This window comes from Vogesella indigofera (genome assembly GCF_028548395.1).
Lineage (GTDB): Bacteria > Pseudomonadota > Gammaproteobacteria > Burkholderiales > Chromobacteriaceae > Vogesella > Vogesella indigofera_A.
This window is the reverse complement of sequence record NZ_JAQQLA010000005.1, coordinates 13,616-35,407: the sequence shown is the minus strand read 5'-3', so window position 1 is coordinate 35,407 and position 21,792 is coordinate 13,616. Positions and strand designations below refer to the sequence as shown.

Below are 21,792 nucleotides of genomic sequence, written 5' to 3'. Positions count from 1 at the left end.
TTTGGCGGCAGCGGCTTAACTATCTTGCGGCAACGTAATCTGCCACGGCGCATCGGTGACCAGCAGATGACAGGCCAGCCGCACCGTCTGCGGCGTGTCCGGCCAGGTGTCGGCCGCCGCCTGTGCGGCGTCGATCAAGCCGGCGCGCAGCAGCACGTTGCGCTCCTTGCGGCCAACCTTGACCGTGGCCGGCTGACCGGCGTGCGCGATGTGCACCGCGCAGGTGCCACAGGTGCCCTGCCCGCAGCGCCAGTGCAGCGGCACCTCGTGAAAGCGCGCGACGTCGATCAGCAGGTCGCCGGCACAGGCGTCGACCTCGGCCAGCGGCTGTCCGTCGCGCAGGAATTGCAGTGTGGTCACAGCGGATATACCGGCAGCAGGTCGCCCGGCTGCACGCTCTGCCCCGGCTGCAGGCGCACCAGGCCGTCGGCCCAGGCGCAGGAGGTCAGCACCCCGGAGCCCTGGTTGGCGAAGCGCTGCAGCTGCTGGACGCCGTCCTGCGTCACGATGCGCACGCGCAGGAATTCCTCGCGCTTCTGGTCCGGCTTGAGCCAGTCGAAGGCGGCCGGCAGCCGGCGCGGTTGCGGCCAACCTTGTACCGTTTCGCCCATGCGCGCGCGCAGGAAATCGCGCACCAGCACCGCAAAGGTGACATAACCGGACACCGGGTTGCCGGGCAGGCCGATGAAGTCGGCGTCGCCGATGCGGCCGCTGGCCAGCGGCTTGCCCGGCTTGATCGCGATCTTCCACAGCTGCAGCTCGCCCTCGGCCTCCACCGCCGCCTTGACGTGGTCCTCCTCCCCCACCGACACCCCGCCGCAGGTCATCACCACGTCGGCACGCGCGGCGGCATCGCGCAGCGCGGCGCGGGTGGCATCCAGCTGGTCGGCGATGATGCCCAGATCGATCACCTCGCAGCCGAGCTGGCGCAGCGCCGGCACCAGCCAGTAGCGGTTGGAGTTGTAGATCTTGCCGGCCGGTGCCGCCTCACCCGGCTCCACCAACTCGTCGCCGGTGAAGAACACCGCCACCTTCAGGCGGCGAAATACTGCCAGCTGCGGCTGGCCGATGGCGGCGGCGACGCCGAGGTCGGCATCGCGCAAACGTTGGCCGCAGGCCAGCACCACTTGGCCGACGGCGATGTCCTCACCGCGACGGCGGATGTTCTGCCCGGCCGTTACCGGCGCGGTGAAGCGCACGCTGCCATCAGCCTGCAGCTCGGCCTGTTCCTGCATCACCACCGCGTCGGCCTGCGGCGGGATCACCGCACCGGTAAAGATGCGCGCCGCGCTGGCGGCGGCCAGTGCCTGCGGCAGCGTACCGGCCGGAATGCGCTGGCTGACCGGCAAAACGTTGGCCGCATCGGCGGCGCGCACGGCGTAGCCGTCCATCGCACTGTTGTCATGGGGTGGCACGTCCAGCGTCGAGACAAGCTCGCGCGCCAGCACGCGGCCGGCGGCATCCAGCAGCGGAACCTGCTCGATGGCATCGACGACACGGGCACGCGAAAGCAGCCAGTCACGGGTTTGGTCAACTGTTTGCATGATGGGAAACCGGAGCAAGAGAAAGCCGCATCTTCTCACAGACGCGGCGAGGCGGACATCCGCCGCTTGGCGGATCAGGCGGCGCGCCCCAGCGGCAGCGTCGCCGGCGGCGCCTCGAAGCGCTGCCAGTGGGTGATAAGGATGGTGCTGAGGCCGCAGTCGCGCGCGATGCGCGCCTCGATCTCCTCCAGCACGCGATGGCTGTGGATGGTGCCGTCCAGCGTCACCTCGGCACGGCGGGTGGCGGCATCATCGGGACTGACAAACCAGATGCAGTAATGGTTCATGGCCTTCCTCCCGACCCGCCGCGCGCACGGCAGCGGGCTGCTTATTGAAGGATATATCGGCCAAGCACTTGCCACTCGGCAAGTTTTCTCTCGAACGGCGTGGTCAGCGCCGGACTGGACGACGGCAGCAGCAGGATGTCGAGGCCGCTGGCAGCCAGGGTCGGCGCCGCCTTGGCGGCGGTCTTGCCGTTGAAGGCCACTGCCTGCAGCGCCGGCAGCGTCGCCAGCAGCTCAGACAACGGGTTGAACGCCACCTCGCGGATGTCACTGTCGAGGCTGCCACGGCGCTGCGCCGAGGCCACCACGTCCCACAAGCCGACGCCCAGCGCCTGCAGCGCCGCCAGCCGCTGCGGGTAGGCCAGCGCGCTCAGCTCCACCGCGCCGATCGCCGACAGCAACCGCCAAAACTGGTTGCGCGGGTGCGCGTAGTACTGCGCCGCCGCCAGCGAAGCGTCGCCCGGCAGCGAGCCGAGGATCAGCAGGCGGGTGTCGGCATCAACGACGGGAGGGAAACTGGTCTTGCGCATGCTGCCAACCTTAAAACAGGCTGCCCTGTGCCAGCCCCAGCGCCTCGCGCACCGGGGCGAAGCTGCGGCGGTGCTCGGCCAGCACCCCGGCCTGCTGCAGTGCGGTCAGGTGTTCCGCGGTGGGATAGCCCTTGTGGCGGGCAAAGCCGTACTGCGGATGCAGGCGGTCGAGCGCGATCATCTCCGCATCGCGCGCGGTCTTGGCCAGGATCGAGGCGGCGGAGATTTCCTGCACCTTGGCGTCGCCCTTGACGATGGCTTCCGCCGGCAGCGTCAGCGTCTTCGGAATCTTGTTGCCGTCGATCAGCACCTTGCCCGGCATGATCGCCAGGCCGTCGACGGCGCGCACCATCGCCAGCATGGTGGCCTGGAAGATGTTCAGCTGATCGATCTCGGCGGCCGAGGCAAAGGCGATACACCAGGCCAGCGCCTTGTCCTTGATTTCCAGCGCCAGCGCCTCGCGCCGGGCTTCGCTCAGCTTCTTGGAGTCGGCGAGGCCGGCGATCGGCCGCGCCGGGTCGAGGATCACCGCGGCGGTGAACACCGAACCGATCAGCGGCCCGCGCCCGGCCTCGTCCACGCCGCAGATCAGCATGCGGCCAACTTGAGGATGGCCTGCGCCGCCAGGCGTGCCGAGTCCTGCTGCAGCGAGCGGTGCAGCTCGGTGAAGGTGCTGACCACCTCGTCGCGCGCCTCGGTATTCTGATATAGGTTGGCCACCGCCGCGGCCAGCTTGGCCGGCGTCGCCTCGTGCTGCAGCAGCTCCGGCACCACGAAGCGCTTGGCAAGGATATTGGGCAGCCCGACATAGGGCAGCTTCAGCTTGCGCTTGACCAGCTGGTAGGTCAGCCACGACAGCTTGTAGCTGATCACCATCGGGCGCTTGGTCAGCGCCACTTCCAGCGTCGCGGTGCCGCTGGTGACCAGTACCACGTCGGCGGCGATCATCGCCATCTGCGCGTGGCCGATCAGCTTGCGGATCGGCAGGTCCCACGCCTTGTGCTCGGACAGCAGTCGGTCGAACTGGTCCAGGGTTGGCCGCGTCGCCAGCGGCACCAGGAATTGCGCATCGGGGAATTGCTGCAACAGCAGGCGCGCGGTCTCGATGTACAGCCCGCCCATGTAATCCAGCTCGCTCTTGCGGCTGCCCGGCAGCAAGGCAAACACCGGCACGTCGCGCGGCAGGCCGAGCTGGTCGCGCATTGCCTCACGGTCCGGCTGCATCGCGATTTCGCCGGCCAGCGGATGGCCGACAAAGGTGGCGTTGACGCCGGCAGCGTCGTACAGCGGCTTTTCCATCGGGAACAGACACAGCACCTGATCCGCCGATTCGCCGATCTTCACCACCCGCTCCGGACGCCACGCCCACACCGACGGGCTGACGTAGTGCGCGGTGGGAATGCCGGCCTGCTTCAGCCATTTTTCCAGCTGCAGGTTGAAGTCCGGTGCGTCGATGCCGATGAACACGTCCGGTTTTTCCGCCAGCAGCGTGTCGCGCAGGCGGCGACGGATGCGCAGCAGCGGCAGCAGGCACTTCAGCACCTCGACATAGCCGCGCACCGCCAGCCGCTCCTGCGGCACCTGGCTGACAAAGCCGCGCGCCAGCATGCGCGGCCCGCCGATGCCGGCGAAAGCGATATCGGGATGCGCCGCTTTCAGCGCATCCATCAGGTGGGCGCCGAGCAGGTCGCCGGAGGCTTCGCCGGCCACCATGGCGACCTTGAGCCGGGCCGGACGGGCAAACAGCTTTTCAGTCATGGTTAACGGATGATGCCCCGGCCCGCGGTGTCAAAGAATTGCACGAACAGCGCCAGCTCGTCCCGGCCTTCCGCCGCCTGCGCCGTGATCTCGGCCTTGGCCTCGTCAAACGACAGGCCCTTGCGATACAGCGACTTGTAGGCGTTGCGGATGTTGCGGATCTGCTCGGCAGTAAAGCCGCGACGCTTGAGGCCCTCGGCATTGATTCCGGACGGCACCGCACGGTTGCCGTGCGCCATCACGTACGGCGGCACGTCCTGCGCCACCGCGCTGGAGAACGCGGTCATGGCGTGGGCGCCGATATGGCAGAACTGGTGCACGCTGGTGAAGCCGCCCAGGATCACCCAGTCGCCGATGTGCACGTGGCCGGCCAGCGTCGCGTTGTTGGCGAAGATGGTGTGATTACCGACCTGGCAGTCGTGCGCCAGATGGACATAGGCCATGATCCAGTTGTCGTTGCCGATGCGGGTCACACCGCCATCCTGCGCGGTGCCAATGTTGAAGGTGCAGAATTCGCGGATGGTGTTGTTGTCGCCGATTTCCAGCCGTGTCGGCTCACCCGCGTACTTCTTGTCCTGCGGCATCGCGCCCAGCGAGCAGAACTGGAAAATGCGGTTGTTCTTGCCGATGCGGGTATGGCCTTCGATCACCACGTGCGGGCCGACCCAGGTGCCGCTGTCGATGCTGACATTGGCGCCGATGATGCTGTATGCGCCGATTTCGACGTCGGGGGCGATCTGCGCCCCGTCAGCGATGATGGCAGTCGGATGAATGGCCATGCTTACACCTCGCGTTTTGCGCACATGATCTGCGCCTCGCACGCTACCTGGCCGTCGACCAGGGCGCGGGCGTTGTATTTGGCAATGCCGCGCTTCATCGACAGCTGTTCCACTTCCAGCACCAGCTGGTCGCCCGGCACCACCTGGCGCTTGAAGCGCGCGCTATCGATGCCGACGAAGAAGTACAGTTCGTTTTCCGGACGCTCGCCAACGCTGCGGATCGACAGGATGCCGGCGGCCTGCGCCAGCGCCTCGATGATCAGCACGCCCGGCATCACCGGATACTGCTCGAAGTGGCCCATGAAGAACGGCTCGTTGATGGTGACGTTCTTCAACGCCTTGATGCGCTTGTTGGCCTCGAACTCGGTGACGCGGTCTACCAGCAGGAACGGGTAACGGTGCGGCAGGTAACGCATGATCTCGCGTACATCGATCGATACGGCGCAGTTTTCGGCAGATACGGCTTCAGTCATTCTGTTCAGTCCTTGTTCTGTTGCGCTGTGCTCAGCGCTTTTTCAAGTTGTTTGACACGGGTCACCAGGCCGTCCAGATGGCGGACATGGGCGGCGTTGGCCAGCCACTCCTTGTGCGTCGCCATCGGGTAGACCGCGGTGTAGGCATCCGCCTTGCGGATGGATTTGGAAATCAGGGTACCGGCGCCGACATGGGTGCCGTCGGCGATCTCCAGATGGCCGATGATGCGCGCGGCACCGCCGATGGTGCAGCGCGCGCCGATGCGGGTGCTGCCGGCCACCGCGGCGCAACCGGCCATCGCGGTGTGGGGGCCGACCGTCACGTTGTGCGCGATCTGGATCTGGTTGTCGAGCTTGGCGCCCTCGCCGATCACGGTATCGGACAGCGCGCCACGGTCGATGGTGGTATTGGCACCGATTTCGACATCGTCGGCGATTACCACCACACCGGTTTGCGGAATCTTGAACCAGCGGTCGCTGTTCCAGGCTAGGCCGAAACCGTCGGCACCGATTACCGCCCCGGCGTGCACCATCACCCGCGAACCCAGGCGGCAGCCGTGATAGACGACCACATTGGGATAGAGCACCACTTCGTCGCCGAGGCAGACATCGTCGCCGATCACCACGCCGGGATGCAGGATGCAGCGCTCGCCGATGGTCACGTTGCGACCGATGCTGACCAGCTCGCGCACCTCGCTGCTGGCGGCGATGTGGCAGCCCTCGGCCACCACCGCGCGCGGGTGCACGCCGCCACGCGCCAGCGGCAACGGGCTGAACAGCCGCGCCACCCTGGCAAAATACAGGTACGGATCCGCCGCCAGGATCAGGCTGCGGCCAACCTTGGCCGCCTCTTCCGCCAGCGCCGGCTTCACGATCACCGCTGCCGCCGAGGTGGCCGCAAGCTGGCTGCGGTACTTGGGATTGGCCAGGAAGGTGATGTCACTCGCCCCGGCCTCGTCCATCGGCGCCAGGCGCAGGATGTCGCGATCGTCGCCACGCAGCTCGCCGCCCAGGGCGGCCACAATTGCTGATAGTTTCATGGTATGCATCAAAAACGAAGCCGACAGGAGTCGGCTTCAGGTAACAAGGCGGACGGTGCCGGCTTACTTTTCCAGCTCTTTCAGGACCTTGCCGGTAATGTCGTGCCTGGGGTTGACGTACACCACGTCCTGCAGGATCACGTCGTACTGCTCGCGATCGGCGATGGTTTTGATAATGCGATTGGCACGCTCCTGCACCGACGCGAACTCCTCGTTGCGGCGCTGGTTCAGATCGTCGCGGAAGTCGCGCATCTTGGCGGCATACTCGCGCTCGGTGGCGGCCAGATCACGCTCCATCGCCTTGCGCTCGGCTTCCGGCACCTTGTTGCGGGCGATGCCGGCTTCCAGCTCCTTGCCCTTGGCCGCCAGGCGCTTCAGATCCGCCTCGCGTACCGCGAACTCCTTTTCCAATTTTTTCTGGGCATTGACCGCCGGTGCCGCCTCGCGATAAACGCGTTCGGTATTGACGTAGCCCATCTTGAAGTCGGCCGCAGACGCCGGCATCGCCAGCACCAGCCCAACACTGCAAAGCACTGCTTTCAGCATCATTCTTGCCACCCTGAATCCTTAGAAAACCTGCCCCAATGTAAACTGGAAGCGCTGCAACTTGTCGGTTTCTTTGCTGCCAATCGGGAACGCGTAGCTGAACTTCATCGGCCCCACCGGCGACAACCACGACAGTGCCAAGCCGGTCGAGTAGCGCGCGCCGCTCGATGCCGTCACCGACTTGTCCTTGTCATCCCACAGCGTACCGCCATCAAAGAACACGCTGCTGCGCAGGCTGCGATTATCCTTCATGCCGGGGAACGGGAACAGCAGTTCTGCCGAGAACGACAGCTTGCGGGTACCGCCCAGGGCATCGCCATTGCTGTCCAGCGGACCGAGGCTGCCGTTGTCGTAGCCGCGCACCGAACCGATACCACCTATGTAGTAGTTCTGGAAGAACGGCAAGCGGCTGGTCCGGCCATAGCCGTTGGCCATACCGATTTCGCCGCCCAGCGCCAGCGTGTAGTTCTTCGATAGCGGCCAGAACCAGGTCTGGTTGTGCGACAGACGATAATACTGGATGTCGCCACCCGGCAGACCTGCATCGGCAGACACGCTCATGCTGGCACCGCGCGTCGGCCACAAGGCGCTATCACGGGTATCGCGCGACCAGCCGGCGGAGGCCAGCACGGTCATGTTGCTGGCACCGTACTGGGCAACGAAGTCCTCGTAGCGCTCTGGACTGTCTTCATACAGCTTGATGGTGGTATTTTCAGCTCCGAAGCTGAAGCTGATGCGATCGTACTCGGTAATCGGCACCCCGAAGCGGGCGGCCAGACCGGTGGTCTTGGTGCTGTACTGGGCGCGGTCCGCCTTTTGCGGGTTGTAGCTGCGGCTGTACAGGTCATAGCCAAGACTGACACCATCGACGGTGTAGTACGGATCGGTAAACGAGATCGACGCGTTCTTGCTGGTCTTGCCGTTGGCAAAGCTGACCGACAGCGACTTGCCGGAACCCAGCACATTGGCCTGCGACACCGAGGCGCTCAGTTGCAGGCCGTCGCCTTGGGCAAAACCGATACCGGCCTGAATGGAACCGGTCGGGCGTTCCTTCACCGTCACGTTCATGTCCACCTGGTCCGGAGTGTCAACCACCGGCGGGGTTTCAATGTTGACGCTTTCGAAGTAGCCGAGCAGCTCCAGACGTTCCTTGCTGCGCTTGACGCCCTCGCCGTTGTATTGCGCGCTTTCCAGCTGACGCAACTCGCGCCGGATCACTTCGTCACGGGTACGGGTGTTGCCGGCGATGCTGACACGACGTACCGAGGTGAGACGACCTGGGTCGACGAAGAAGGTCAGCGTCACCTGCTTCGTCTTGGCGTCCACTTCCGGGGCGACGTTGACGTTGGCGAAGGCGTAGCCTTCCGCACCCAGCCGGTCGGACAGCGCGGTCACGGTTTCGTTGACCTGCTCGCGGTTGAATAGGTCACCCTGTTTCACCAGCAGCAGCTTGCGCAGCTCCGCTTCTGGCAGCTTCAAATCGCCGCCGAGACGGACATCAGCAATGCGGAACTGTTCGCCCTCGCGGATGTTGACGGTAACGAACATGTCCTTCTTGTCGGCACTGATCGCCACCTGCGTCGATTCGATATTGAACTCGACGTAGCCCTGATTCTGGTAGAAGGCTCGCAGCTTCTCCAGATCGGCAGACAACTGCTGACGCGAATACTGGTCGGAACGAGACAGCCACGACAGCCAGCCCGACGGGGTCAGCGCCATTTCTTCCAGCAGCTCGTCCTGCTCGAACGCCTTGGCACCGACGATGCGAATGTCGCGGATCTTGGCGGTAATGCCTTCCACGATGTCCAGCGTCACCGCCACACGGTTACGCTCCAGTCGCGTCAGTTGCGGCTGGATTTCGACCGAGTACTTGCCCTTGCTGAAATATTGGCGTTTCAGTTCCTGCACCGCCTGGTCCAGCAAACCCTGATCAAAGATGCGCGACTCGGCAAGACCGTTGTCTTTCAATGCCTTGACCAGCTGGTCCTTGCTGAATTCCTTTGAACCGTTGATCTGCAACTGCGCGATCACCGGGCGCTCGCTGACCGCCAGGATCAGCACGTCGCCCTCGGTCTCGATGCGCACGTCGTTAAAGAAACCGGTGGCGAACAGCGCCTTGATGGCATCGGCGGCTTGCTGCTGGGTGAAGGTATCCCCCACCTTGAGCGGAAGGTAGCTGAACACGGTACCGGGCTCGGTACGCTGCAGGCCTTCAACGCGAATATCCTTGATCACAAAACTGTCGGCAGCCCAGGCCGGCGACAGGAACGTGGCAGCAAGCGCCGCCACAAGAAAGCGTTTGTTCATGGTTTTTATAATCCTAGCCGGCAAAAAGCCGGCCGAAGTCATTGAACAGGGCCAGCAACATGACTGTCATGATGAAAGCCATCCCCAAACGCTGACCGATTTCATATACTCGATCGGGCAACGGTCGCCCGCGTATCCACTCCGCAACATGATACAGCAAGTGCCCGCCATCCAGCACCGGCACCGGTAACAGGTTGAACACCCCCAGACTGACACTGATCAGTGCCATGAATTCAAGTAGCGGCACAAGCCCCAGATCGGCGCTCTTGCCGGCATAGTCGGCGATGGTCAGCGGCCCGCTCAGCGCTTCCAGCGCCACCGAGCCGGTAAACATCGCGCCAATCATACGCAAACTGGATGCCATGAGGCTAGCCGTGCGTGCCAGCGCCTGTTGCAACGCCTCGCCCGCCCCCACCGTCACCTGCTGTTCGATTTTCTGCTGCCACGCCACATCGGGCAGTGCACCGGCACCGATGCGGCCAACCTTTTGCCCGTTGTGCTCGCTGCTGTCCGGTGTCAGCACCACCTCGCGCAACTGGCCGTCGCGCTGGATGCGCAAGCGGATGGCCTGCCCGGGGCGGGCCTGCACATAGCGGACCCACGCCGGCCACGACGCCAGCGGCTGGCCATCCGCGCCCAGCAAGCGGTCACCCTGGCGCAGGCCGGCCCGTGCCGCCGCGCCGTCCGGCACCAGCTCGCCCAGTGCCAGATGGTAACGCAGCGGCGACAAACCGAGCCGGGCGAGGCTCTGCTCGTTGAGTTGTTGCAGGCCGAATGCCGGCAAGTCCACCGCCAGCGTCATGTCCACGCCATCGCGGGCGATGTACAGCACCATGCGGCCATCAAGGGCGATGGCGTCGCTGAGTCCACCGCGCAGCGCGTGCCAGTCGGCGATCTCGGTATCGTTGACCGCCCGGATGTGGTCACCGGGCAGCACGCCGGCCGCCGCCGCCGCCGACTGTGGCGCGACGCTGCCGACGTAGGGCAGCAGATGGGTCTGCTCGCCCTGCATCACCACAAAGAACAGCAGCACCGCCAGCAGCAGATTGGCCAGCGGCCCGGCCAGCGAAATCAGGATTTTCTGCCACGGCGGACGCTGGTTGAAGGCGCGCGGCAGCTCCTCTGCCGACACCGACGCCTCGCGGCTGTCGAGCATACGCACAAAGCCGCCCAGCGGAATCCAGCCGATCTTCCAGCTTGTTTCACCGCGCTGCCAGGTCAGCAGCGGCTTGCCGAAGCCGATGGAAAACTCCAGCACCTTGACTCCGCAATAGCGGGCGGCGACATAGTGGCCAAACTCGTGAAAGGTGACCAGCACCCCAATCACCAGCAGGAAGGCCAGCAAGGCCATTATGCGGCCACCCAGGCCTGCACCTGGCGACGGGTATCCGCGTCGCGCTGCAGCAAGGCTTCCAGTTCGTGACAGGTAGACAGGTCTTGCGTTTGCAGTGCACGCTCCACCAGGACGGGGATATCGAGGAAGGCAATGCGCTGCTGCAGGAAGGCCTCGACGGCGACTTCATTGGCGGCATTGAGCACCGCCGAGGCGGCACCGCCGGCGCGCAAGGCGTCGAATGCCAGCCGCAGGCAGGGGAAGCGCTGCAGGTCCGGCGCCTCGAACGTCAGCCCGGACAGGGCCAGGAAGTCCAGCACCTTCACCGGTGCGGCGATACGCTCCGGCCAGCTCATGGCATAGGCGATCGGTGTGCGCATGTCGGGCGAACCCAGCTGCGCCAGCACCGAGCCGTCCTTGTAGCGCACCATGGAGTGGATCACGCTTTGCGGGTGCACCACCACGTCGATGCGGTCGGCCGGGGCATTGAACAGCCAGTGCGCCTCGATCACCTCCAACCCCTTGTTCATCAGGGTGGCGGAGTCGACGGAAATCTTGCGCCCCATCACCCAGTTCGGATGATTGCAGGCGTCGTCGGGCGTGACGTGGCGCAGGCTGGCGGCATCGCGCTGGCGGAACGGGCCACCGGACGCGGTCAGGATCAGCTGCTCGATGCCGTTGCGGTCGAGGTTACCGTCATAGGCAGCCGGCAACGCCTGGAACAGCGCATTGTGCTCGCTGTCCACCGGCAGCAGTTCGGCGCCGCTGTCACGCACGGTGCGCATGAACAGCTCGCCGGCGACCACCAGCGACTCCTTGTTCGCCAGCAGGATGCGCTTGCCCAGCCGCGCTGCGGCCAACGTTGGCCGCAGGCCGGCAGCACCGACGATGGCCGCCATCACCATGTCCGCCTCCGGCAGGGTCGCCGCCATTTCCAGCGCCGCCTCGCCGTAAGCCACTTCGGTCGGGCACGCCGCGTCGCGCAGCCGCTGCTGCAACTGGCTGGCGGCCTCGGCATCGGCCACCACCGCCAGCAAGGGGCGGAACTGCAGGCATTGCGCAAACAGCTTGTCGACCTGGTGATGTGCGGTCAGCGCCACCACGTGATAACGCCCGGGGTGGCAAGCCACCACGTCGAGGGTGTTGACGCCGATGCTGCCGGTGGCGCCGAGTACGGTAATACCTTGAGAACGGTTCATGATTCAGACCAGCAAAAGACGGAGCGCATGGGACACCGCCAGCACGGCAATCAGGCTATCGATACGGTCGTACACCCCGCCATGACCCGGCAGCAGCTGGCTGCTGTCCTTGATGCCGGCGCTGCGCTTGAACCAGGATTCCAGCAGGTCGCCGACCACACTAACCGCGGTCAGGCCGATCGCCAGCGGTAGCAGCCATAGCGGCGACAGCGGCACGTTGAGCCAGCCCCATTGTGTCACCAGCCAGCTGTACAGCGACACGCCGACCACCGCGCCGGCGACCCCCTCCCAGCTCTTGCCGGGACTGATCGTCGGCGCCAGTTTATGCTTGCCGAAGGCCTTGCCGGCAAAGTAGGCGGCAATATCGGCCACCCACACCAGCCCCATCACCGCCAGCAGCTGCAGGCCATCGGCGACAGTCGCCTGCGGCCGCCACGCCAGGAAGGCGAACCACGCCGGAAACAACAGCAGCCAACCCAGCAGCATCGCCGGCCAGCCTGTGGGCAGCGGCCAACGTTTGGCCAGCCAGCACGGCGCCAGCAGCAGCCATACCAGCAGCGACAGCGCCATCAGCGCCGCCGGCGCGACAAAGCCCTGCAGCCACAGGCCGGCGGCAACCACAGTCGACACCGCCAGATAAGCGTAGCGCACGGCACCAGCAAGCCGGGCCATGCGAGCGAACTCCCACAGCGCCAGCACAATGATCAGCCAGGAAAAACCGGCCCAGGCCACGCCGTTGAACAGAAACAGCGCCGCCAGCATCAGCGGAAGCAGTACCAGCGCCGTCAGAATACGCGTCTTGAGCATGACTCAGCCTCGGCGTTGGGTTTCGGGCAGTTGCTCGCTGGTACGGCCGAAACGGCGCTCACGAGACTGGAACGATGCCACCGCCGAGGTCAATGCCTGTGCATCGAAGTCCGGCCACAGCAGATCGGTGAAGAACAACTCGGTGTAGGCCAACTGCCACAGCAGAAAATTGCTGATGCGCTGCTCGCCGCCGGTACGGATGAACAGGTCCGGCTCCGGGGCGTAGGCCATCGACAGGTTGGCCGCAAGGGCGGCCTCGTCCAGCCGGGTCGCGCCTTGCGCCAGCAGCCGGTTGGCCGCCTGCATCATGTCCCAGCGGCCGCCGTAGTCGGCGGCGATGGTCAACACCAGACCGGCATTGCCGGCGGTGCGCGCCTCGGCCCGCTCGATACGCTCGACGATTTCGGCAGAGAAGCGTTCGCGCGAACCGATCACGTGCAGGCGGATGTTGTTGCGGTGCAGCTTGTCCACCTCGCGCTCCAGCGCGGTCATGAACAGCCCCATCAGGAAGCTGACCTCATCCGGCGGACGGCGCCAGTTTTCGGTGGAGAACGCGAACAGGGTCAGGTATTCGACGCCCAAGTCGGCACAGGCCTTGATGGTGTCGCGCACCGCCTCCAGTCCGCGCTTGTGGCCGGCAACGCGCGGCAGAAAGCGTTTCTTGGCCCAGCGGCCGTTGCCATCCATGATGATGGCGATATGCCGGGGTACGGGTCGTACCTCGGGCACATCCTGCGTGGAACTCGCGAACAAGCGATACCCCTTATACGGCCAGCAGTTCGGCTTCTTTGGTCGCCAGTGCCTTGTCGATCTCGGCGGTATACCTGTCGGTCAGCTTCTGGATTTCGTCCTGGCCGCGGCGCTCTTCGTCCTCGGTGATGGCCTTGTCCTTGAGCAAGTTCTTGAAGTCGTTGTTGGAGTCGCGACGCACATTGCGCACCGACACGCGCGCGCCTTCGGCCTCGCTGCGCACCACCTTGATAAGATCCTTACGGCGCTCTTCGGTCAGCATCGGCATCGGCACGCGGATCAGGTCGCCCATGCTGGCCGGGTTCAGGCCCAGATCACAGTCGCGGATGGCCTTTTCGATCTTGCCGGCCATGTTCTTTTCCCACGGCTGTACGCCGATGGTACGGGCGTCGATCAGCGTTACGTTGGCCACCTGGTTGACCGGCACGTCACTGCCATAGTACTCCACCATGACGTGATCGAGCAGACCGGTATGGGCACGACCAGTACGCACCTTGGCAAGGTCTGCCTTGAAGGTTTCGAGGGTCTTTTGCATCTTGTGCTCGGCCGATTTTTTCACGTCATTAATCATGATTACTCCCGTTGTATCTCTAAAAAACAAAGCGGAAAACGGCTGACGCCGCTTCCGCCCTATCCATATTCATTAGGCTCAGCAGTGTACCAGCGTGCCTTCGTCTTCGCCAAGCACCACGCGCTTGAGCGCGCCGTCCTTGAAGATGCTGAACACTTTGATATTCAGCTGCTGGTCGCGGCACAGTGCAAACGCGGTCGCGTCCATCACCTTGAGGTTGCGCGAGATGGCCTCGTCGAAAGTCAGCGTCTGGTAACGCACCGCATCCGGGTTTTTCTTCGGGTCATCGGTGTACACGCCGTCCACCTTGGTCGCCTTCAGCATGATGTCCACGTTCATTTCCATGCCGCGCAGCGCGGCAGCGGTATCGGTGGTGAAGAACGGGTTGCCGGTACCGGCGGCGAAGATGACGACCTTGCCCTCTTCCAGGTACTGCATCGCCTTGCCGCGCACGTAAGGCTCGGCGATCTGCTGCATGGTCAGTGCCGACTGCACGCGGGCGATGAGGCCAACCTTGGTCATCGCATCCTTCAGCGCTAGCGCATTCATCACCGTCGCCATCATACCCATGTAGTCGGCGGTGGCGCGGTCCATGCCTGCGGCGGCAGGCGCCACGCCACGGAAGATATTACCGCCACCAATGACGATACCCACCTCGATCCCCATCGCCACCACTTCTTTGATCTGGCCGACAATTTGTTCGATGGTGGCACGGTTGATCCCGTAACTGTCATCACCCATCAGGGCCTCACCGGACAATTTCAGCAAGATTCGTTTATAGGCAGGAGCTTGGCTCATGATCACCTCGGGCGTGGGGTTAGAATTCAATTTGCAAAACGGCACCCTGCAAGCAGGGTGCCGTTGGACCGTTCAGTTAACGGGGATTACAGCTTGGCAGCAGCGGCCACTTCAGCAGCGTAGTCAACCACGGCTTTTTCGATGCCTTCGCCAACAACCAGCATCGCGAATGCATTCACTTTAGCCGATTTCTCGGCCAGCAGTTTTTCTACAGTCACGTCCGGGTTCTTGACGAAAGGCTGACCAACCAGGGTCACTTCGGCCAGGAACTTGTTCACGCGGCCTTCAACCATCTTGGCAACGATGTCGGCCGGCTTGCCGGATTCGGCGGCCTGCGCGGTGTAGATCTTGCGCTCTTGTTCCAGCGTTTCGGCCGGAACCTGGTCTTTCGACACACAGATCGGCTTGGAAGCGGCGATGTGCATGGCAACGTCACGGCCCAGTGCTTCGTCGCCGTTCAGGTCGACGATGACACCGATCTTGGCGCCGTGCAGGTAAGTCGCGATGGTGCCTTCGGTGCTGTAACGAACGAAACGACGGATGGTCATGTTCTCGCCCAGCTTGGCGATGGCTGCCTTGCGGATTTCTTCAACCGACACGCCGTCAACTTCAACCGCGGACAGTGCTTCGACATCGGCAGGGTTGGCCACAACCACAGCCTTGGCAGCAGCAGCAGCCAGCGCCAGGAAAGTCGGGTCTTTGGCAACGAAGTCGGTTTCGCAGTTCACTTCCACCAGCGCGCCAACACCGCTTTCGATGCAGGAACCGATGATGCCTTCGGCAGCAACGCGACCGGCCATCTTGGAAGCCTTGTTGCCGGACTTGATGCGCAGGATTTCTTCGGCCTTGGCCAGATCACCCTCGGCTTCAACCAGTGCTTTCTTGCACTCCATCATGCCCAGACCAGTTGCTGCACGCAGGTCGCCAACCATTTTTGCGGTAATTTCCGCCATGACTTACTCCTTCAAAAGTATACGGTTACGTCTCATCAGGGTTCGAAAAAAGGGGCTTGCGCCCCTTTTTCGCGTTGCCCCTTAGCTTATTCAGCAGCAGCTGGTTCAGCAGCAACGATTTCCTGCAGCGACTGGGCGCGGCCTTCCAGTACGGCGTCGGCGATGCCGCGAGCGTACAGACGGATGGCACGGCTGGAGTCATCGTTACCTGGGATTACGTAGTCGATGCCTTCTGGCGAGTTGTTGGTATCAACAACACCGATAACCGGGATGCCCAGCTTCTTGGCTTCAACAACGGCACCTTTCTGGTAGCCGGTGTCGATTACGAAGATTGCGTCTGGCAGGCCCTTCATGTCCTTGATACCACCCAGCGAACGCTCCAGTTTTTCAACTTCGCGCTGCATGTCCAGCAGCTCTTTCTTGTTGAAGCCGGAATCGCCAGCCAGTTCCAGGGCAGCGCGCTTGTCTTCCAGGCGCTTGATGGACTGCTTAACGGTCTTGTAGTTGGTCAGCATACCGCCCAACCAGCGGTGATCCACGAATGGCGCGCCTGCACGGGACGCTTCTTCACGGACGATCTCACGCGCCTGACGCTTGGTACCTACAAACAGCACGTTACCTTTGTTAGCAGTCAAACGACGCACATAGTCCTGGGCGCCAACGAACAGTGGCAGAGTCTTTTCCAGGTTGATGATGTGAATCTTGTTACGGCTGCCAAAAATGTACTGAGCCATTTTCGGGTTCCAGAAACGGGTTTGGTGGCCGAAGTGAACGCCGGCCTCAAGCATTTGACGCATGGTCACATTGTTGGACATTTGAATCTCCTAAAGGGTTATGCCTCCATCCGTACAGACAACCTTGCGTACAAGGCACCCTTTGGTACGGATGTGCGTGATATCCCCCAGACATTGAGGGAACTCGCAATTGTAGCATTGCCGCGACGACGGGTTCAAGCCGTCACCTGCTCAAAATTCACCATCCAGGTTTTTCAGGCGCCGGATGCGGCGACGGCGCAAACGCAACACGATCAGCGTCGGCAGGAAGCCCAGGAAAAACAGCAGAATGCCCGCGCGAATCAGGCTGTCCTGCACCACCGCCAGCATCAGAACCACGTACAGCCACGCAATCACAATCAGATACATATCAAACGACCGTTTGAAAAAAAGCCAATAGTGTGTCAAGAATAGCGCATTCCCGCCCTCAGGAGCCGCCTGATCATGCACACCCGCTTCACCGAGACCTTTGGCGTCCAGCTACCCCTGCTCTGCCCCGGCATGAGCTATATCGCCACCCCGGAACTGGTCGCCGCCACCAGCAACGCCGGCGGCCTCGGCATTCTTGCTACCGGACCACTCACCGCGGAGCAGACGCGCAGCGCCATCCGCCGCATCCGCAGCTTGACCGACAAACCGTTCGGCATCGGCTGCACCCTGATGATGCCCGGCGCCAGGGAAAACGCCGAAGTGGCGCTGCAGGAGCAGGTGCCGGTGATCAACTTCTCGCTCGGCAAGGGCGACTGGATCGTCAAGCGAGCCAGCAGCTATGGCGGCAAGGTCATCGCCACCGTGGTGACCGAAAAGCACGCCATTTCCGCGGAGAAGATCGGCGTCGACGCCCTGCTGGTCACCGGCCACGAGGCGGCCGCCCACGGCGGTGAAGTCACCTCGCTGGTACTGATCCCGGCCATTCGCAAGGTCAGCTCGCTGCCGATCATCGCCGCCGGCGGCTTTGGCACCGGCCAGGGGCTGATTGCGGCACTGGCACTGGGCGCCGACGCCATCGCCATGGGCAGCCGCCTCGCCCTGACCCAGGAAAGCCCGGTACACCACACCACCAAGGACATGATTCGCCAGCGCAGCGTCGGCGACACCATCTACTCGCGCAATTTCGACGGACTGTGGTGCCGGGTGATGGATACCCCGACCGCGCGCAAGCTGACCCGCAAACCGCTGAGCCTGCTGACGGCCGGCTGGCGCGCGCTGGGCATGGCGCGCCGCATGAAGCTGCCAATCGGCAAGACGGTACTGGGTGGCATGCTGACGCAGCCGCAGAACCTGCGCCAGCTGGCGCAATTCGGCGCCGCCACCGAATCGATCCGGCTGGCGATCCAGGATGGCGACCATCAGCGCGGGGTACAGCTGATCGGCCAGGTACAGGGCCTGCTCGACGACATCCCCACCGTCAGCGAACTGTTCCAGCGCCTGCTGAGCGAAGCACGCGCCACCCGCGACACGCTGCCAAACTGAGCACCACCACGGCGCAGCCATCGCTGCGCCTGCCTCACCCCACCGCCAGACAACACCCGCTTGCCGACAAGGCGCAGAGTCGCTATCATTTGATAATGATTCCTGTTTAAGAATAAAACTGAACGCCGACCACCACACCGGCAGACAGCCGAGCGCAGCAGCGCCCGCACGTCGGCCGCAAGTCGCAGAACCTGACCACAAGACAAGCCCGGCGGTTCAGCCCGCCGGGCAGACACCGCCGCCATGCGGTCAGCGTAATTCCGGATCGCCCCCAACCCGGCAATCAACTCAGGAGCAGCCAATGCCAGATCTCGCCTACCAGATTGAGCGACTACAGGTTCGCCACGGCAACGACAGCCTGCTCGATTGCCAGCAACTGCACATCCCGGCCCATCGCGTCAGCGCCGTCATTGCTGCCCACGCCCCGGAACACAGCCTGCTGCTGCAGGCGCTGGCCGGCGCACACGGCCCGCAGCAGGGCAGCCTGTTTGGCCAGCCGCTACCGCAAGCGGGCCACCACGACGCCCGCATTGCCTGGCTGGCACCAGCCGCCACCAATCCGCGGCAACGGCTATTTGATTACGTACTGCAAGGCCGCCTACCGGCCTCGCGCTGGCTGCAGCGACCGTCGGCACTGGATCGTGACGCCGCCACCCTGGCCTTGCGGCTGGTGGTGCTGGAAGCACTGGCCGGACAACGACTGGCCAGCCTGAACCCCAGCGAACAGCAACTTGCGCGCATCGCCTGCAGCCTGGCCCAGCCCGCGCCGCTACTATTACTGGATCAATGGACTGCACACCTCTCCGTGCAGCAACAACTGCTGCTGATGCAGCGACTGGCACGGCTGGCGCCGACCGGGCGCACCATCGTGTGCACCCTGCCCGAGCACAGCCCTGCCGCCAGTCACGCGCAATGGCTGGTCCTGCTGGCCGGCGGCCGCCTGCTGGCGCAAGGCAGCCCGGCACAACTACAACCGGCCGAAAACAGACACCAGCCACGCCATTCAGCGCCATTCGCCAGCCCGACCGCGACCTGGCCATCCCGCCTAGCCGCCTGAGATGTGCGCCCCGGTTTCACCAAACGCAGCAAGGGCATAGAATCGCCACATCCGTTTCCAGCCCACCCGCCATGACACTCCATTTACCCGCCGTTGCCGACCCCACCCTGCCCACCCGCTGGTGCCTGTTTGACGGCCAGCAGGTGTGGCTCGATGCCGGCGCCTTCCCCGCGCAACGCCCGGCACACAGCAGCAATCCGCACTTCATCGGCCACAACGGCCAGTTCAACCTGTTCAGCGCTGAGCTGATCGGCGCGGCAGCGCCACAGTGGCAGGCCCACACCCTGCGCCAGGCGCTGCAAGGCCTTCCTGCCGACGCGGTGCCGCTATTGGCCCGCGCCGCGCAGTTGCGGCGCTTCGAGCACAGCCACCGCTTTTGCGGCGCCTGCGCCCAACCGCTGCAAGCCCACCAGCACGATCACGGCCGCGCCTGCCCTTCCTGTGGCGAGCTGTACTACCCGCGCCTGTCGCCGGCGATGATGGTGGCGGTCACCCGCAGTCGCGAAATCCTGCTCGCTCGCAGCCCGCACTTCAGCCCCGGCCTGTACAGCGCCCTCGCCGGCTTTGTCGAGCCGGGCGAAACGCTGGAAGCCTGCGTCGAACGCGAAACGGCCGAGGAGGTCGGTATTCGCATCCGGCAGCTGCAGTATGTCGGCTCGCAATCCTGGCCCTTCCCGCACTCGCTGATGCTGGCCTTCACCGCCGAATACGCCGGCGGCGAGATCACCCCGCAGCCGGGCGAGATCGAGGCCGCCGACTGGTTCGACATCGACCACCTGCCGCCGACCCCAGCCGGACACTCCATCGCCCACTGGCTGATCAAGCACACCGTCGAGCAGCTGCGCCGCCGCGAACACTGAGCCGGGCTGCGGCAAGACCACCACATCTTGCGGCCAACGTTGGCCGCAACAACAAGACGGAACGTGACAAAAATGCCGGCCAGCCCGTAAAGTCCTTGCACAAAGTGGCGGCGATTACGATAAAGATTCTAAATAATCACAATTGCATTTAATATCGACCACACCAAAACGCGGCACACACCGTATGCGCCGCACACCCGACATCACCTACAAAAAATACTCTGCAAGGACAAAATCATGGGGAAACTAAAACTGGCACAGCGCCTGGCGCTGGGGTTTGGTGCCGTCATCACCCTGCTGGTGCTCGGCTCGGCCTTTACCCTGTTCCGCCTCGGCGGTATTCAGGAACGGGTATCGGAACTGGTGGAATACCGCATCCCGGTGATCCAGAACTCCCGCTCGCTGAGTGCGGCCCTGCTGTCGGTCACCAACGCGGCACGCACCATCCTGCTGGAAAGCGATGACAAGCTGGTCGAGGAAAAGCTCGACATCCTGAAGAAATCGGCAGCCAAGGCGCAGCTGGAATTCAAGGAAATGCAGACGCTGGCCAAGGACCCGAAAGAGGTGGAACTGGTCGGCAAGATCGACAAGTCGATGAAGGAATTCAACGTCCTGGTCGACAAGCTGCTGCCGATGATCGTGCGCCAGAAATGGGACGCCTCAATCATCGTCTCGGAAAAGCTGGAACCGCAGGAACGCCTGCTCAGCATGCAGCTGGACAAACTTATCGCCTACCACACCCAGGTGATGGAAGAGCAGAAGGCGTCCACCACCAGCACGCTGAAGGAAACCATGCTGGCGGCGATCATCGCCATCATTGCCAGCGTCGGCGCCAGCATCATGGTGGCGCTGTTGATCGCCCGCTCGCTGACGCGCCAGATTGGCGGCGAACCGGATTACGCCGCGGAAGTGATGAAGGAAATCGCGCACGGCAACCTCGGCGTCAGCGTCAAGATCAGCAAGGGCGACAGCAGCTCGCTGCTGTACAACCTGTCGCGCATGACCAGCGAACTGAACGGCGCCTTGCGCACCGTCGAGCGTAGCGTGCAGGAAAGCAGCGCCGCCTCGGACGAGCTGCGCAACACCATGCAGCGCCTGGTCAGCCGCTCCGAAGAACAGAACCGTGCCGCAGACGAAATGGCCAGCGTGATCCAGCAGATGGCCGTCGGCGTGCAGGAACTGCACCACAGCGCCGGCAGTGCCGAAAGCGCGGCCCGCACCGCCAGCGGAGATGCCCGCCAGGGCGTGGAAGTGATTCAGGGCGCGGTACGCGAAATGGACGCCATCAGCACCCTGATCAAGTCCACCGCCGGCAGCATCCACGAGCTGGGTCGCCAGTCGCAGACTATCGACAACATCGTGTCGGTCATCCGCGACGTCGCCGACCAGACCAACCTGCTGGCACTGAACGCCGCCATCGAAGCCGCCCGCGCCGGCGAACAGGGCCGCGGCTTTGCCGTGGTCGCCGACGAGGTGCGCAAGCTGGCTGAGCGCACCACCAAGGCCACCGGCGAAATTGCCGAGATGATCGGTGCCATCCGCGTCAGCTCGCAACAGGCGGTGGAAGCGATGAACCAGTCGGTGGAACGCGCCCACACCAGCGCGGCACAGGGCCAACGCGCCGGCGAATCGATCGTCGCGATCCAGAGTGGCACCGAGACCGTCGGCCAGAGCGTGCTGTCGATCGCCAGCTCGCTGTCCGACCAGGCCCGCTCCGGCGAGCAGGTGTCACGCGAAGTGCAGCGCATTACCGCCATCGCCCAGCGCAACCGCGAAGCCGCCGACGAGGCCGTCTCCGCCGCCGCGCGCATGAGCGAGCTGACCGAGGAGATCCGGCAGAGCTTCAGCCGCTTCCACACCGCCTGAGGTTGGCCGCAAGGCAAGCCCCGACGTCAAGGAAAGCCGCTGCCAAGCGGCTTTCCTGTCTGCGGCAGCGACAAGCGCCAAGGATCGGGCA

Annotated in this window: 24 protein-coding genes; 4 read left to right on the top strand and 20 right to left on the bottom strand. The window is 63.9% G+C overall.

The features are described from left to right. Window positions 1-15: 15 nt before the first annotated feature. The 20 genes from PQU89_RS10745 to PQU89_RS10650 form a co-directional block, all read right to left on the bottom strand. Entirely contained in the window at window positions 16-360 is a 345-nt protein-coding gene (locus PQU89_RS10745; RefSeq protein ID WP_272765826.1) for a 2Fe-2S iron-sulfur cluster-binding protein, read from the bottom strand. Further along, window positions 357-1,544, bottom strand: coding sequence for a molybdopterin molybdotransferase MoeA (locus PQU89_RS10740; RefSeq protein WP_272765825.1), 1,188 nt, complete (start codon window positions 1,542-1,544; stop codon window positions 357-359). Before PQU89_RS10740 ends, PQU89_RS10745 begins: the two co-directional genes overlap by 4 nt. 74 nt (window positions 1,545-1,618) lie before the next feature. Further along, a complete protein-coding gene (locus tag PQU89_RS10735; protein ID WP_272765824.1) occupies window positions 1,619-1,831 on the bottom strand; it encodes a hypothetical protein in 213 nt (70 codons plus the stop codon). Window positions 1,832-1,872: 41 nt separating this feature from the next. Further along, window positions 1,873-2,358, bottom strand: coding sequence for a DNA-deoxyinosine glycosylase (locus PQU89_RS10730; protein WP_272765823.1), 486 nt, complete (start codon window positions 2,356-2,358; stop codon window positions 1,873-1,875). A gap of 10 nt (window positions 2,359-2,368) precedes the next feature. Next, on the bottom strand, window positions 2,369-2,953 hold the full coding sequence (rnhB, locus tag PQU89_RS10725) for a ribonuclease HII (protein ID WP_272765822.1): 585 nt from the start codon (window positions 2,951-2,953) through the stop codon (window positions 2,369-2,371). Then, window positions 2,947-4,116 (bottom strand): lipid-A-disaccharide synthase, encoded by a 1,170-nt coding sequence (lpxB, locus tag PQU89_RS10720; RefSeq protein ID WP_272765821.1) that lies wholly within the window; start codon window positions 4,114-4,116, stop codon window positions 2,947-2,949. The genes rnhB and lpxB overlap by 7 nt, the downstream gene beginning before the upstream one ends. Window positions 4,117-4,118: 2 nt before the next feature. Further along, complete coding sequence (gene lpxA / locus PQU89_RS10715) at window positions 4,119-4,895, bottom strand: acyl-ACP--UDP-N-acetylglucosamine O-acyltransferase (RefSeq protein ID WP_047966499.1); 777 nt, start codon at window positions 4,893-4,895, stop codon at window positions 4,119-4,121. A gap of 2 nt (window positions 4,896-4,897) precedes the next feature. After that, window positions 4,898-5,368 carry a 3-hydroxyacyl-ACP dehydratase FabZ gene (gene fabZ / locus PQU89_RS10710; protein WP_047966500.1) on the bottom strand — a complete coding sequence of 157 codons (471 nt, stop codon included), beginning with the start codon at window positions 5,366-5,368 and terminating at the stop codon, window positions 4,898-4,900. A gap of 5 nt (window positions 5,369-5,373) precedes the next feature. Next, the gene (lpxD, locus tag PQU89_RS10705; RefSeq protein ID WP_373322806.1) at window positions 5,374-6,417 is read right to left on the bottom strand and encodes a UDP-3-O-(3-hydroxymyristoyl)glucosamine N-acyltransferase; all 1,044 of its coding nucleotides are present in this window, start codon (window positions 6,415-6,417) and stop codon (window positions 5,374-5,376) included. 54 nt (window positions 6,418-6,471) lie between these two features. Further along, window positions 6,472-6,957, bottom strand: coding sequence for an OmpH/Skp family outer membrane protein (locus tag PQU89_RS10700; protein ID WP_272765819.1), 486 nt, complete (start codon window positions 6,955-6,957; stop codon window positions 6,472-6,474). Between the two features lie 18 nt (window positions 6,958-6,975). Beyond that, the gene (bamA, locus tag PQU89_RS10695; protein ID WP_272765818.1) at window positions 6,976-9,261 is read right to left on the bottom strand and encodes an outer membrane protein assembly factor BamA; all 2,286 of its coding nucleotides are present in this window, start codon (window positions 9,259-9,261) and stop codon (window positions 6,976-6,978) included. A 13-nt stretch (window positions 9,262-9,274) separates the two neighbouring features. After that, the gene (rseP, locus tag PQU89_RS10690) at window positions 9,275-10,612 is read right to left on the bottom strand and encodes an RIP metalloprotease RseP (protein ID WP_272765817.1); all 1,338 of its coding nucleotides are present in this window, start codon (window positions 10,610-10,612) and stop codon (window positions 9,275-9,277) included. Beyond that, window positions 10,612-11,793, bottom strand: coding sequence for a 1-deoxy-D-xylulose-5-phosphate reductoisomerase (gene ispC, locus PQU89_RS10685; RefSeq protein ID WP_272765816.1), 1,182 nt, complete (start codon window positions 11,791-11,793; stop codon window positions 10,612-10,614). Before ispC ends, rseP begins: the two co-directional genes overlap by 1 nt. 3 nt (window positions 11,794-11,796) lie before the next feature. Next, window positions 11,797-12,600 (bottom strand): phosphatidate cytidylyltransferase, encoded by an 804-nt coding sequence (locus PQU89_RS10680; RefSeq protein ID WP_272765815.1) that lies wholly within the window; start codon window positions 12,598-12,600, stop codon window positions 11,797-11,799. A 3-nt stretch (window positions 12,601-12,603) separates the two neighbouring features. Next, window positions 12,604-13,353: a polyprenyl diphosphate synthase gene (gene uppS / locus PQU89_RS10675; RefSeq protein WP_272765814.1), complete on the bottom strand. Its 750-nt coding sequence runs from the start codon at window positions 13,351-13,353 to the stop codon at window positions 12,604-12,606. 10 nt (window positions 13,354-13,363) lie between these two features. After that, complete coding sequence (gene frr / locus PQU89_RS10670) at window positions 13,364-13,921, bottom strand: ribosome recycling factor (RefSeq protein ID WP_272765813.1); 558 nt, start codon at window positions 13,919-13,921, stop codon at window positions 13,364-13,366. A gap of 78 nt (window positions 13,922-13,999) precedes the next feature. Further along, on the bottom strand, window positions 14,000-14,719 hold the full coding sequence (gene pyrH, locus PQU89_RS10665) for a UMP kinase (protein WP_120809503.1): 720 nt from the start codon (window positions 14,717-14,719) through the stop codon (window positions 14,000-14,002). 86 nt (window positions 14,720-14,805) lie between these two features. Then, window positions 14,806-15,672 carry a translation elongation factor Ts gene (tsf, locus tag PQU89_RS10660; RefSeq protein WP_272765812.1) on the bottom strand — a complete coding sequence of 289 codons (867 nt, stop codon included), beginning with the start codon at window positions 15,670-15,672 and terminating at the stop codon, window positions 14,806-14,808. A gap of 86 nt (window positions 15,673-15,758) precedes the next feature. Further along, window positions 15,759-16,487 (bottom strand): 30S ribosomal protein S2, encoded by a 729-nt coding sequence (gene rpsB, locus PQU89_RS10655; RefSeq protein ID WP_047966511.1) that lies wholly within the window; start codon window positions 16,485-16,487, stop codon window positions 15,759-15,761. A gap of 150 nt (window positions 16,488-16,637) precedes the next feature. After that, window positions 16,638-16,853, bottom strand: coding sequence for a hypothetical protein (locus PQU89_RS10650; RefSeq protein ID WP_272765811.1), 216 nt, complete (start codon window positions 16,851-16,853; stop codon window positions 16,638-16,640). 36 nt (window positions 16,854-16,889) lie between these two features. Here PQU89_RS10650 and PQU89_RS10645 point away from each other — a divergent pair, with 36 nt between their 5' ends. The 4 genes from PQU89_RS10645 to PQU89_RS10630 all read left to right on the top strand — a co-directional run bounded on the left by PQU89_RS10645 (window position 16,890) and on the right by PQU89_RS10630 (window position 21,701). After that, window positions 16,890-17,918 (top strand): NAD(P)H-dependent flavin oxidoreductase, encoded by a 1,029-nt coding sequence (locus PQU89_RS10645; protein WP_272765810.1) that lies wholly within the window; start codon window positions 16,890-16,892, stop codon window positions 17,916-17,918. Between the two features lie 301 nt (window positions 17,919-18,219). Beyond that, window positions 18,220-18,975, top strand: a complete 756-nt coding sequence (locus PQU89_RS10640) for an ATP-binding cassette domain-containing protein (protein ID WP_272765809.1) — start codon at window positions 18,220-18,222, stop codon at window positions 18,973-18,975. 71 nt (window positions 18,976-19,046) lie between these two features. Then, window positions 19,047-19,835, top strand: a complete 789-nt coding sequence (gene nudC, locus PQU89_RS10635; RefSeq protein WP_272765808.1) for an NAD(+) diphosphatase — start codon at window positions 19,047-19,049, stop codon at window positions 19,833-19,835. A 237-nt stretch (window positions 19,836-20,072) separates the two neighbouring features. Then, a complete protein-coding gene (locus tag PQU89_RS10630) occupies window positions 20,073-21,701 on the top strand; it encodes a methyl-accepting chemotaxis protein (RefSeq protein ID WP_272756993.1) in 1,629 nt (542 codons plus the stop codon). Window positions 21,702-21,792: the final 91 nt, after the last annotated feature.

What these genes read in the sequence shown, in the direction of transcription:
- lpxB (WP_272765821.1), bottom strand. Translation starts at nt 4,116, where the DNA reads ATGACTGAAAAGCTGTTTGCCCGTCCGGCCCGGCTCAAGGTCGCCATG.
- PQU89_RS10680 (WP_272765815.1), bottom strand. Translation starts at nt 12,600, where the DNA reads ATGCTCAAGACGCGTATTCTGACGGCGCTGGTACTGCTTCCGCTGATG.
- rseP (WP_272765817.1), bottom strand. Translation starts at nt 10,612, where the DNA reads ATGGCCTTGCTGGCCTTCCTGCTGGTGATTGGGGTGCTGGTCACCTTT.
- PQU89_RS10735 (WP_272765824.1), bottom strand. Translation starts at nt 1,831, where the DNA reads ATGAACCATTACTGCATCTGGTTTGTCAGTCCCGATGATGCCGCCACC.
- rpsB (WP_047966511.1), bottom strand. Translation starts at nt 16,487, where the DNA reads ATGTCCAACAATGTGACCATGCGTCAAATGCTTGAGGCCGGCGTTCAC.
- nudC (WP_272765808.1), top strand. Translation starts at nt 19,047, where the DNA reads ATGACACTCCATTTACCCGCCGTTGCCGACCCCACCCTGCCCACCCGC.
- frr (WP_272765813.1), bottom strand. Translation starts at nt 13,921, where the DNA reads ATGATTAATGACGTGAAAAAATCGGCCGAGCACAAGATGCAAAAGACC.
- PQU89_RS10700 (WP_272765819.1), bottom strand. Translation starts at nt 6,957, where the DNA reads ATGATGCTGAAAGCAGTGCTTTGCAGTGTTGGGCTGGTGCTGGCGATG.
- PQU89_RS10740 (WP_272765825.1), bottom strand. Translation starts at nt 1,544, where the DNA reads ATGCAAACAGTTGACCAAACCCGTGACTGGCTGCTTTCGCGTGCCCGT.
- PQU89_RS10730 (WP_272765823.1), bottom strand. Translation starts at nt 2,358, where the DNA reads ATGCGCAAGACCAGTTTCCCTCCCGTCGTTGATGCCGACACCCGCCTG.
- PQU89_RS10645 (WP_272765810.1), top strand. Translation starts at nt 16,890, where the DNA reads ATGCACACCCGCTTCACCGAGACCTTTGGCGTCCAGCTACCCCTGCTC.
- pyrH (WP_120809503.1), bottom strand. Translation starts at nt 14,719, where the DNA reads ATGAGCCAAGCTCCTGCCTATAAACGAATCTTGCTGAAATTGTCCGGT.
- lpxA (WP_047966499.1), bottom strand. Translation starts at nt 4,895, where the DNA reads ATGGCCATTCATCCGACTGCCATCATCGCTGACGGGGCGCAGATCGCC.
- PQU89_RS10630 (WP_272756993.1), top strand. Translation starts at nt 20,073, where the DNA reads ATGGGGAAACTAAAACTGGCACAGCGCCTGGCGCTGGGGTTTGGTGCC.
- tsf (WP_272765812.1), bottom strand. Translation starts at nt 15,672, where the DNA reads ATGGCGGAAATTACCGCAAAAATGGTTGGCGACCTGCGTGCAGCAACT.
- bamA (WP_272765818.1), bottom strand. Translation starts at nt 9,261, where the DNA reads ATGAACAAACGCTTTCTTGTGGCGGCGCTTGCTGCCACGTTCCTGTCG.
- PQU89_RS10640 (WP_272765809.1), top strand. Translation starts at nt 18,220, where the DNA reads ATGCCAGATCTCGCCTACCAGATTGAGCGACTACAGGTTCGCCACGGC.
- fabZ (WP_047966500.1), bottom strand. Translation starts at nt 5,368, where the DNA reads ATGACTGAAGCCGTATCTGCCGAAAACTGCGCCGTATCGATCGATGTA.
- lpxD (WP_373322806.1), bottom strand. Translation starts at nt 6,417, where the DNA reads ATGCATACCATGAAACTATCAGCAATTGTGGCCGCCCTGGGCGGCGAG.
- rnhB (WP_272765822.1), bottom strand. Translation starts at nt 2,953, where the DNA reads ATGCTGATCTGCGGCGTGGACGAGGCCGGGCGCGGGCCGCTGATCGGT.
- ispC (WP_272765816.1), bottom strand. Translation starts at nt 11,793, where the DNA reads ATGAACCGTTCTCAAGGTATTACCGTACTCGGCGCCACCGGCAGCATC.